An 11,652-nucleotide genomic window follows, 5' to 3' on the forward strand; every position below is an offset into this window, starting at 1 on the left:
AATGTCGCTTTCCAATTGCAAGCTGATTGATCTCCCCAAGATAACCGACCATCGGGGTAACCTCACCTTCGTCGAGGGCGGTTCGCACATCCCATTTGACATCGCTCGGGTTTACTACCTGTACGACGTGCCGGGCGGCGCCGAGCGAGGCGGTCATGCACACAAGGATTTGCACCAATTAATCGTCGCGATGTCGGGAAGTTTCGACATTGTTCTCGATGATGGTGTCAACAAGAAACGATTCCATCTAAATCGTTCGTACTTCGGATTGTACGTCGGCCCCATGATCTGGCGTGAGATGGACAATTTTTCGTCCGGCTGCGTCTGCATGGTGCTGGCTTCCAATCGCTATGACGAATCCGACTACTACCGGGACTACAGCGATTTTAAGAAAGCGGCGGAAAACAACAAGCAATGAGAGTACCTTTCCTAGAGTTGAAACCAGCCTATCTCGAATTGAAAGAAGAGTTCGATGCGGCCTACCACCGCGTCATGGATTCGGGGTGGTACCTGCTAGGAGAGGAACTCTCTTCGCTCGAAGCGGAATACGCGTCATATTGTGAAACCGATCACTGCGTGGGGGTCGGCAGCGGCCTTGATGCCTTGACGCTGGCGCTCCGCGCGTACGGCATCGGACCCGGTGATGAAGTGATCGTTCCATCGCACACATTCATCGCGACTTGGCTGTCCGTCACCCATTGTGGGGCCACCCCCGTTCCGGTCGAACCCCGCCTTGATACTTACAACATTGACGTGGAGAAAATCGAGGCCGCGATCACACCGCGGACCAAAGCCATCGTTCCAGTGCATCTGTATGGCCAGCCCGCTGACATGGATCCGGTGATGGAAATTGCCGACAGACATGATCTGGTCGTCATCGAGGACGCAGCACAAGCTCAGGGGGCCCGGTACAAGGGGCGCCGTGTGGGATCACTGGGGCACGCCGCCGCGCACAGCTTTTACCCCGGCAAAAACTTGGGTGCCTTTGGTGATGGCGGTGCCGTTACCACCGGCGATCAACGGATTGCGAACCGCGTACGATCGTTACGAAACTATGGCAGTGTCAAAAAATACCACCACAACGAAATCGGCTTCAATTCCCGACTGGACGAACTGCAGGCCGCCTTCCTCCGCGTCCGCTTGCGGCACCTAGATACCTGGAACCAGCGTCGCCGCGACCTCGCCGCCACGTACCTATCCGAACTCTCGCCACTCGCGACTCGCCACTCGATTCTAATTCCCACCGTCCCCGATTGGGCCGCCCCCGCCTGGCACCTCTTTGTCATCCAAATCGAGACTCGGGACCAATTGCAAGAAGAGCTGAAGCAAAAAGACATTGGCACCTTGGTGCACTACCCGATTCCCAACCATCATTCGAAGGCATACGAGCCCTACCGAGAACTCTCACTACCGATTGCGGAAGGACTCGCAAGCAAAGTCTTGAGCCTACCGATGTCCCCGTCAATGGACCTCGACTCTGCCAAAACGGTCGTGCACACACTGACAGCGAGCAAACGCAACACAAACGATGGTTAATAACGAAACACAACGCTTTCTTGTCCACATCGGCCTACCTAAAACGGCGACCACTGCGGTTCAACGCTACATCCTTCAAGTCCTACCAACCGACAAATTCAACTTCATCGGAACGCGACAGCCACGCAATGCGAATTGCTCGCCGCTCTACCAGCAGCTGATGAAAGCGATAGAGTGTGAAACAGGGGAATTCGACCAACGCGTGCCTGAAGTCAAAGAAGCACTTGCAAAATTGCCAACCGACGTTTTGCACATCCTATCCGACGAGATGGTGACGGTTGACACGAAGGTCCCCTGGCAAACAAAGCTCAGCCGCCTCGCAACGATCATGGAAGGGACGCAGTGCCGCCTGCTCGTCACGGTGCGTGACCCAAGCAAAGCGGCCTTCTCACTCTATGTAGAACTCTATCGATCCATACAGCAACAGCCCCCCTGCTTCGATGACTTTCTTCAATCGAACCAAGCTGCTATCTACGACTACAGCGTACTTTTCACCACTTTAGAAAAGCTTTTCCGTGGCAACTGGTGCTTCATCCCATTCGAGTCAGTGAAGCAAGGGCGGGACTTCCTTCACAGCTTCGAGAACCTTCTCGATTGTAAGGTTCCTCTGCAAGGCTTGCCGAAAACAAACGACAAATCGCGTTCCGGCGACGGAATCAAAATCGCCCCACTCGCCCTGGAAGCCTGGCTAGGAAAAGCGATTCAAAAAACCCAAATCTTTCCTGCCAAATTCACGCTTCGCATTTTGCGTCGCCTACTCCTGACGCTCCCACTTCCAATCGACCGCACCCCCATACCGGGGACAAGTTGCGTCATTCCATTTCCGGATTGGGCGCTCTGCGAAGAAAGATACCAAGAGTCCAACCATTGGCTTCAACAGGAAGATTGGCTTCCAATGAATGCAACTCAGCAAATCAGCGACCGCCCTGTCGCGGCAAACAAACATTGACGTCGACTACGAACAACCACAGCATTGAAGTCGCCGCCCCAGCGGAAAGCAACACCTATGCAACGGCAGTTCGATCTACTTCGATAGTTGGTGGGGCTCAGGCCATCAATATGCTCATCGGCCTAATAAGGACGAAGGCAGTCGCGGTGCTAATTGGGCCCACCGGCGTGGGTCTACTAGGCATTTACCAAACGGTGACGAGCATGACGTTAACTTTGGCCGGTCTTGGCATCCAAACAAGCGGAGTCCGGGAGATTGCGAAGGACTTTGGAACCGGAGAAGAAGAAAGCATTGGGAGAACGGTGCGAACGCTCCGGCGTGTGTGCTGGCTGACTGGCTTCGCCGGGATGCTACTGCTCGCCGGACTCGCACCTTGGATCAGTGAAGTCAGCTTCGGCACCCGTGACTACACATGGTCAATCGTGGCGGTATCATGCACCATCCTTCTCGGCAATATAACTGCGGGCCAGAGCGCGATTATCCAGGGAACGAGAAGGATTGGCGACCTCGCACGCATCAACGTGATCGGAGCTTTAATTGGAACCATCACCGCTGTCGCGTTCTATTACTGCTTGGGCATAGAAGGAATCGTCCCAGCGTTGATCACGATGTCTGTCATTTCTCTAGTCATCTCTAGCTACTTCGCACAGAAGATCCCAATTGCAGCCCTTCTACCGAAATGGCGGGAAACATGGGATCAATCAAAGTCGCTGGTCCGTTTTGGACTAGCAATGGTCTACACAGGCGTAATCAGTTCTCTAGTCGCCTATTTCACACGGGTACTAATTATTCAGGAACTCGATCTCGCCTCAGTCGGGATATACACCGCTGCATTCACATTGTCTGGCATGTTTGTCAACTTTGTCCTCCAAGCGATGGGCGCGGACTACTATCCGCGACTGACGGCCGAAGCCTCCGATCCAGGCCGCATGACACAGATCATAAACGAACAGACTGAAATTGGTGCGATTCTCGCGTTCCCTGGACTGTTGGCAACGCTAGCGTTCGCGCCGCTAATAATCTCGATATTCTATTCGGCAGAATTTGCTGAATCGGCATCGATGTTAAAATGGTTCGCCATTGGCTGCATCATTCGAGTCTTTCAATGGCCGCTCGGTTTTGCCTTGCTGGCACTCGGCAAAGGGGCTGCGTTCGCACAATTACAGTCAGTACTGCATGGACTGCACCTTGCGTTCATCTGGTTTTTCCTTCGATCCTTCGGAATCACGGGAGTAAGCATTGCTTTTGCCATGATGTACATATGCGGATTTACTATCGTTCTCTGCGTGGTAAAACGAGCAATTTATTTTAAGTGGTCTGCCAATGTAAAACGCCAGATTACTTGGATGCTTCCAGTCGCTGCTGCGGTGCTTGCACTAACAACATGGTTGCCAAAGTATCTCCACCTGCCTCTTGCTACAGGAGTGACAGTCGTGAGTTCTGCTGTCTGTGTTCGCGAACTATGTAGGTGTGTGGGCCCCAACCATCGCATAACAAAATTCGTACAACGACTGCCGGGCTGTGCCTGGTTGCTGCCAAGAGCAGTTTGACTTGTTTTTCAAACGAACTGGACCTTCAAGCGGCCAAGATTTACACTGCCGCATTCACACTGTCCGGCATGTTTGTCCAGTTCGTGCTGCAAGCGATAGAAACGGAGATTTGCGCAAGGCTGACCGCCTTGTCCGACGATTACGCCGCGATGCGACAACGAATCAATGAACAAACCGAGGTGGGCCTGTTCCCACGGCGATCGCATCAAGATCTTGAGGAAGTATTCGGTTGCCAGTTGTCTTGGTGAAGGGCGATTGCGAAAGATTGAGCAATCTCGTTTGAATCATGCCCTGCTATGGAGACGGCAATGTTCTCGCAAATCGATGTGTTTCATGACTGCTTCGAACAAATTGACGACCCTCGGGTTGCCGGTCAAACGACTCATCCACTCCACTCTATTTTATTGCTCGTCGTTGCAGCGATGATTGCCGATGCTGACGACCCCGAGGAGATCGAAGACTTTCGAAAGGAACGCATCGACTGGCTGTCGCGGTTTGCTGATTTCTCCAACGGCATTCCGTCGCACGACACGATCGGCAGGGTGATGTCGATGATCGATCCGAAACAGTTTCAGCAGGCTTTGATCGATTGGCACACCGGACTGATCGAAGCCTATCAAAACGCCGAGCAATCAGCCTCAAACAACAACGGCCCGATTCACGTCGCCATCGACGGCAAGACGTCGCGAGGCTCCTACACCACCGCCGACAAATCCGATGCATTGCATTTTGTTTCGGCGTGGGCAACCAAGCATGGTATCACGCTCGGCCAGACTGAGGTCGCTTCCAAGAGCAACGAAATCACAGAGATCGACAGAGTGTGATCACGCTTGACGCGATCGGTGCCCAAAAAAGCGATTGCCGCGAAGATTATCCAAGGCGGTGGCGATTACATCTTCGCAATCAAAGACAACCATCCAAAACTTGCCACAGCGATTCGCAAACACTTTGAGCTCGTTCACGAAGAAGGTCTGAAAAAGCACCGAGTCAAGTCAAAGCAAACTGTCGACCATCGTGGTCGTCGTCGCGAGGAGCGTTTCTACGCGGTGTGTTCGATTCCTGAGTCTCTTCGGTCTCAGGCGAAGCACTGGGCAGGTGCCAAGAGTATTCGGCAGGCGATCACTCAGATTGAGGAAGCAGGCCAGTGCCGTGTGGAGGTTTGACACTTCCTGCTGACTGGTGATCCGACAGTCGGCCTGCTCGCAAACAGCGTTCGCGGTCACTGGCAAATCGAGTCGATGCATCGGGTACTGGATGTCGTGTTCCACGACGACGACAGTCGCATTCGGACACGTAACGCGACGGACAATTTTACGTTCATTCGCCGGTTCATTCTCTCGCTATTGAAGCAGGACACTTCGAATCACAGCCTGAAGCGAAAGCGAAAACTGGCAGGCTGAAACGTTGATTTTCACGAAACGCTCCTGTTTTTAAACTTCATCTGATGCGATCGCCGTGGGCCTGTTCCTAGCGTTCCCTGGTCTGCTCGCCATCCTCGCCTTGGCACCATGGGCTATTAGACTTTCTACACTGCCGAATCTCCCCCCCGCGGTGGAGATGTTGAAATGGTTTGTCGTCGGTTGCATGGACCGCGTTCTGTCCTGGCCGCTGGGATTTAGCTTGCTGGCCACGGGCAAGGCAAACTCTTCGCATCAACCGAAACAATTTGCTCACGGCTTTCACGTAGGAATCGTTCTACTGCTCATTCAGCGGGTCGGCCTAAACGGGGCCGCAACCGCTTTCGCGTTGCTCTATTTTGCACACACCGCTGGGATGCTTGCCATTACCAAACTGACCATCGACTTCCGCTGGTCCCGAGCCGTGCTCATCCAAATCGCCTGGATGACTCCGCTGGCTCTTGCCGTTTTCTTTCTGAGAAGGTGTTTTAAAATGCCATTTTTCGTTTGGCGAGTCGTCGGCTCATCAGGTCAATCATTGCGATGTAAATGACAGTCTCGGATGTTTCGGTTAGGCGTTCGTAGTCTTTGGAGAGCCTGCGATGTCGATTCATCCAGGCAAAGGTGCGTTCGACAATCCAACGCTTCGGTAGAACAACAAAGCCTTTTGCATGGACCGGCCGTAGAACGGTTTGAAGTAGAAGACGGCAAGCGGTCTGCACCCAATCGGGTATTCCGCATTTGCCGTAGGCGCTGTCTGCAAAGACAACCTTGAGTCGGCCATACTTGTCTTTGATCCTGTGTAGCACAAAGTGGGCTCCTTCGTAGTCCTGAAAGTCCGCTGCATGCACAACAACGACCAGCAGCAACCCCAGCGTGTCGACCGCAATGTGGCGTTTGCGACCGGTGATTTTCTTTCCCGCATCGTAGCTTCGCTGTTCACCGCCCTCCGCCGTTTTCACCGATTGGCTATCAATGATTGCGACCGTTGGAGTTGGTTTCTTTCCTTCGGATTTCCGTACTGATTCCCGCAGTCGATCGTGAATGCGCTGCCATGTTCCATCCATCCGCCAGCGGCGAAAGACACCATACACCGTGCTCCAATTCGGAAAGTCGAAGGGCAGATACCGCCATTGGCATCCCGTTCGGTTCCAATAGAGAATAGCATTGATGACGGCCCGTCGATCGATTGGCTTGCGCCCAAATTTTTTCGGCGTTGGTAGCAGTTTCTCGATCAATCGCCATTGTTCGTCCGAAAGATTGCTGGAATATTCCTTGGTCACATTCATCGCTACAGCTCCATCCATGGGAAATGTTTTTGCACCCGGGGCTGTAGCGATTTTTTTACGTCACGGCAATTTCAAAACACGTTCTGAGCCTGATTCTAGGTAACCTTATAGTTGTAGTATTGGGAAGTATCCTGTCGCTAGTCGCTGGGCACATCTGTTTACGACAGCTTTCAATCGGGTGCAGTCGGGCTGGTAGCAGCGATCCGGATGGAATAAGAACCTATCCGAAAACCCCGAGTCTGCTGTAGATGAAGTAGGCAAACGCGAGGTGAAGACCGGCAATGTGATTCTGAACGTTTTTGTCCCATCGAATGAGGATGGCTCGAAAGCGATTGAGCCAACCACGAGTTCTTTCAACCACCCACCGCCGAGGACGCTCGCCGGAGGCTCTGTCCAACTCACGTTTATCTTCTCCTCGGCTGCGGATGTGCGAAGTATAGCCATACACGGATTCGATGAGCTCGCGGACCGCAGTCGAATCATACGCTTTGTCCAAGCACAGATTCTCCAACTGACTGACTTCAGCGGCTGCTCGGTCGACGCAGTCAGCGATGGTCTCCTGGAGCAGTCGTGTGTCGTGAACGTTTGCTCCACCGACTGCCAGGCAAACAGGGATGCCAGAAGCGTCGGTTTGTAGTGATCTTTTCGTCCCCAGTTTGCCGCGATCCGTCGGGTTTTTGCCGGTCTTTTCGCCTCCCAGCGGTGCCTTGGTCATCGCACCATCGATACCCTGCCATTGCCAGTCCAAGCCAATCAACTCGTCATAAACTTTGACCGCAAGATCCCACAGCTCATCGAAGACTCCAAGCTTGGCCCATTGCTGATAGTACGCGTGAGCGGTGCTTGCAGGAGCAAATTCTGGTGGAATCGCGTTCTATTGGCATCCCGTTCGCAGACGATAGAAGATCGCGTCGGCGACTCGACGTAGGTCAGCACGTGGTCGACCACCGTTCGCGCTGACCGGATACGCTGGAAGAACTTGCTCCATTTGCTCCCACAATTCATCTGGCATGCGATAGTTGTCAAAACTCCTTTGCCCATCCATGGCGGGCCCTCCTTGGGTTTGAGTACCTGTGAAACACCAACTCAAGGATGGTCCGCTCTTTTCATGCCAACTGAGTTTTCGGATAGGTTCTAAGTGCGGGGTTGCTATTGGAGAAAAACGGCGTCCGTGTCCCAATGCGTGTTTTTGGTTAGCAGGCCAAACACCTCACCAGGAACGGACGCCATGAAGAGTTCTACCAGATCTTTGAATTCACTCCAACGACTTTGCAGTGCTCTTGATCCCAAGTTCATCAGCCAACTGCTCGCTGTCATTTGGAGAGTCATCGCAGCGGTACAATCTTTTTTCCACCGCCGAGATCACGCCCGCCAGTACCGATAAGTTTGAGCGACGCCTGGAACGCATCGTTCGTGAACTCGCTCGCCTGGTCATGCAACGAACCATCCAGGAAATCGAATCGATTCACCGCGACCAGACCGTCAGTTCATTCGACCTCGATGGCGAAAGCTACCGTCGCAACCGACGCACCGCCAACACAATTGACACGCGTTTTGGCCCCATCTCGCATGAGCGATGGTACTTTCAAAACACGTAAGTTAGAACGTCCGGCATCGCTCCCCTGGATGTCAGGCTGGGGATCGTCGCGGGACGAATGTCGCCGGCACTCGCGGAGGTGACCGGTCGCTTGGCCGATGACCTTCCCCAGCAAGCCGCCAGGGAAATGCTTGCGGAACGTATCAGCGTGACACCCTCGGTGGAAGCCTACCGCCGAGTCATCGCTGACTTGGCCACGCAAGTTCGATCGGTGCATGACGACGAAGCGACCCGGCAACTGATCGCCTGGATCGACGAGGCTCGTCAAAGCAAAGGGAAACACGACGTTTTACTGCAAGTTGGGCGTGACGGAGTGTTCGTGCAATCGCGTCCGTGTTGGGAAGAAGCGTCCTGTGCAACGATTGCCGTTTACGATCGCAATCGCAAGCGAGTCGGGACGATTTACTTGGGCCAGATGCCTGAGAGCGAACAACCGACGATGACTCGGCGATTGACCGAAGTGATCCAAGGTGTGCTGCGTGGAGCGGGTGCGGAGGCCTTAAGACTTCGCTATGTCACCGACGCCGGCTGTCACCCGCAGGCTTACTACCGCGATGTGCTCTGCAAGATGAAACACCCGATGACCGGTCGACGGTTGAAGTGGACTTGGTGCGTCGATTTCTTTCATGCTTGCGAATACGTTTCGCAGTTGGTCGCTTCGCTCTTCGGCAGCGGAACGGGCAAGGCACACGCTTGGGCGAAGCAACAAAGACACACGCTACGTCACGAGAACAACGGGATCAAAAAGGTGATCGCTCGAGCGGCACAGCAAAAGCGGCGTAGTGGACCCAAAGGGACCAAGAAGGACTTTGACACGGCGTTGAATTACTTAAAGAAGTACAAGGCACACATGGACTATGCGGAACGCAGAAAGAAGGGCGACCCGATCGGCAGCGGAATCAACGAGGCGGGCTGCAAAGTGATTTTCAATCAGCGGTTGAAGCGATCCGGCATGCGATGGCATTGCGTCACAGGGCAGTACATCGTCGATCTCCGGACTGCAAACCGAAGCGGCATTTGGGGCCGGATCTGGAAGCGACTGATCTGTTCCCCAGCCGACCTACCACCGATATCCTATCAATCGACAAACCAAACCGTTTGAAATCCAATGAAATCGCTTGCTACCAGACCGACTGCATCCTTTCAATCCAACTTGAGCCCGAGCATCGGCTGGCAATATTGTTTTCAAGACTTACCATTGTCACGCGATTAGCGGAACGTAACTAACAAATGCGAACAAGCGAAAACATAGATCACAGCCCCGGAACGCAACCATTGGTCACCTTTGCTTTATTTGCGTACAATCAGGAGCAATACATAGAACAGGCTATCGCTGGAGCGTTTGCTCAAACCTACGAAAATCTCGAGATCATATTGTCTGACGACGATTCGTCAGACCGCACCTACCAGATCATGTGCGACGCTGCAAACTCGTACTCCGGTCCACATCGCGTTGTGCTAAACAAGAACCTCCAAAACTCAGGGATCGGGGCTCATGTCAATAGACTAATGGAATTGGCACATGGTGAACTTGTGGTCGTCGCCGCCGGTGACGATATATCACTGCCACAAAGGACAAGTAAAATTGTTGAGTGCTGGATGCAGAACGACCAACGTCCCATGTCTATTCACTCCGCTTGTATCCGCATCGACGCCGATGGAAATACAGTCAACACGAAGCCACCAACTTGGACAGATCGCTGGAGTGACATAGGCTACTTAATCAAGGAACAGCCAACGGTGGAGGGCGCGACCCACGCGTGGGACACAAAAGCCTTTCGTCGCTTTGGTCCTCTGCTGCCCGATATTGTGTATGAAGACAAGGCGATGGCGTTCCGAATGGCGTTGGTTGGGGATGTGAAGTTCATCGAATCGCAACTCGTCAAATACCGCGTCTCAGTAGGAGTTACAAGGGACTACGGGCGAGATGACTTCCGCAGACAAGTATTTGGCCCGAGCGCGGCACGAAGGCTGACAGTTGCAAAGCAAATGGAAATCGATCTCCAAAATTATTGTGACTCACATCCGCTACTTCCTTTCGCAAGAAGGTGCTTAGCATATAGAGAACTTGTATACGCATTCCCTGATTCAAACGCACGACATAAGTCACGTAGGAATGCTCGATCGAAAGGCGTTTCGATTTTCCAGATTGCAAAGCTATACATTTACTTCTACTTTCCGAGATTGTCTGCTCGACTACTATCGCGACGAAAATCCGCCATCTAAATGCAAGATCCTCCTGACCAAAGAACGCTCCAGTCACACCGCAATGTTTTTGTAAGTCGATCTGGAGTCGCGTTAAAATGGCCGATGAGTCTTGTAACTGAATCTGTGTGGCCTAACCATCCTACAGGCCATTTTTACAGATACGCTGTTGCAAAACGTTTTCTCTCGAAGACGAAAAAGTATGGTGGCGATAAAACGTATGCATTCATCCACAATCATTGGTCGCGTGGTTACCACCACTGGGTTGTGGAATCGCTCGTACGGTTGATGCACCTGAACAACGAGCTATCTGATCCGGTGAACATTCTCATCCCAGAAGATTACCCGGTATTTGCTCACCAGAGTCTTGAGTTATTGTGTGGCGAGCATGCAGTCGAACGAATTCCTTCTGGCAAGAATGCAAGAATTCCCAACGCCATAGTTGCTGCAAATCCGGCTTACAAAGTGTTCATTCCGGACACGATTGCGAGGCTCCGAGAATGGGTTTGGCTTGCGGCTCTACCAGAAAATCGCGAGAAGCATCCACATAGGCGAATCTATATCAGTCGTGAATTCGCGCAGATGCGACGCGTCGAGAATGAGCGGCAGGTCCAAGCGGCCATGCGTGCGGCAGGTTTTGAAATTATCCATACCGAGAAACTAAGTTTTTGCGATCAAGTTGTATTATTTTCCGAAACCAAAATCCTAGCGGGAATTCATGGTGCAGGCCTTACGAATTTGGTCTTCATGCGTCCTGGAACACAATTGCTAGAGTTTCGCCGATCACCAATTGCTGGCAAAAAAACTTGGAACCATTGCTTTCGGGATCTTGCAGCCGCTGCAGGCGTGCGACATTCCCTACTTGACTGTGAAGCTGGAACAAATGATGCAAAATGCCTAGCTCGCGCAAATCTTATCGTTCACACTGGCCAACTCGCCGCGTCGCTTCGACGGCTTGAGAGCGATACTTGAAGCCAAACAATGATCAGGCGACTTTCTATAGCAATACTGCACTACACGCAACGTCTTAGAGCCTATCCGGAAACCGATTCAGGTTGTAAGTCGATATTTGAACGGAGGTTGGTCGCCAGCGGGTGCAAGTCTTCGGAGCATCCGTCCGATTGATGCG

The 11,652-nt window shown here is 52.7% G+C and carries 9 protein-coding genes and 2 pseudogenes; 9 read left to right on the plus strand and 2 right to left on the minus strand.

From position 1 onward, the window contains the following. The first annotated feature begins 1 nt into the window (after position 1). The 5 genes and pseudogenes from LOC70_RS11865 (at position 2) to LOC70_RS11885 (ending at position 5,435) form a co-directional block, all read left to right on the plus strand. Complete coding sequence (locus tag LOC70_RS11865; protein WP_230253790.1) at positions 2–418, plus strand: sugar 3,4-ketoisomerase; 417 nt, start codon at positions 2–4, stop codon at positions 416–418. Beyond that, positions 415–1,536, plus strand: coding sequence for a DegT/DnrJ/EryC1/StrS family aminotransferase (locus LOC70_RS11870; RefSeq protein ID WP_230253791.1), 1,122 nt, complete (start codon positions 415–417; stop codon positions 1,534–1,536). Before LOC70_RS11865 ends, LOC70_RS11870 begins: the two co-directional genes overlap by 4 nt. Beyond that, positions 1,529–2,485, plus strand: coding sequence for a hypothetical protein (locus LOC70_RS11875; protein WP_230253792.1), 957 nt, complete (start codon positions 1,529–1,531; stop codon positions 2,483–2,485). Before LOC70_RS11870 ends, LOC70_RS11875 begins: the two co-directional genes overlap by 8 nt. After that, positions 2,482–4,035 (plus strand): O-antigen translocase, encoded by a 1,554-nt coding sequence (locus LOC70_RS11880; RefSeq protein WP_255715994.1) that lies wholly within the window; start codon positions 2,482–2,484, stop codon positions 4,033–4,035. The genes LOC70_RS11875 and LOC70_RS11880 overlap by 4 nt, the downstream gene beginning before the upstream one ends. Before the next feature lie 296 nt (positions 4,036–4,331). Further along, a pseudogene (locus LOC70_RS11885) lies at positions 4,332–5,435 on the plus strand (ISAs1 family transposase). Positions 5,436–5,920: 485 nt separating this feature from the next. Here LOC70_RS11885 and LOC70_RS11890 read toward each other — a convergent pair. Both LOC70_RS11890 and LOC70_RS11895 read right to left on the minus strand, forming a co-directional pair. Further along, a complete protein-coding gene (locus LOC70_RS11890) occupies positions 5,921–6,721 on the minus strand; it encodes an IS5 family transposase (RefSeq protein ID WP_255716000.1) in 801 nt (266 codons plus the stop codon). Between the two features lie 220 nt (positions 6,722–6,941). After that, positions 6,942–7,766, minus strand: a pseudogene (locus LOC70_RS11895) (IS5 family transposase). Positions 7,767–7,995: 229 nt separating this feature from the next. Between LOC70_RS11895 and LOC70_RS11900 the strand changes: the two are divergent. From LOC70_RS11900 to LOC70_RS11915, 4 genes are all read left to right on the plus strand, one after another. Next, on the plus strand, positions 7,996–8,319 hold the full coding sequence (locus LOC70_RS11900) for a hypothetical protein (protein WP_230253793.1): 324 nt from the start codon (positions 7,996–7,998) through the stop codon (positions 8,317–8,319). A 57-nt stretch (positions 8,320–8,376) separates the two neighbouring features. Continuing rightward, entirely contained in the window at positions 8,377–9,420 is a 1,044-nt protein-coding gene (locus LOC70_RS11905) for a transposase (protein ID WP_230253794.1), read from the plus strand. A gap of 128 nt (positions 9,421–9,548) precedes the next feature. After that, positions 9,549–10,544, plus strand: coding sequence for a glycosyltransferase family 2 protein (locus tag LOC70_RS11910; RefSeq protein WP_230253795.1), 996 nt, complete (start codon positions 9,549–9,551; stop codon positions 10,542–10,544). Then, on the plus strand, positions 10,545–11,495 hold the full coding sequence (locus tag LOC70_RS11915; RefSeq protein ID WP_230253796.1) for a glycosyltransferase family 61 protein: 951 nt from the start codon (positions 10,545–10,547) through the stop codon (positions 11,493–11,495). Positions 11,496–11,652: the final 157 nt, after the last annotated feature.

It is taken from the genome of Rhodopirellula halodulae (assembly GCF_020966775.1).
GTDB lineage: Bacteria > Planctomycetota > Planctomycetia > Pirellulales > Pirellulaceae > Rhodopirellula > Rhodopirellula halodulae.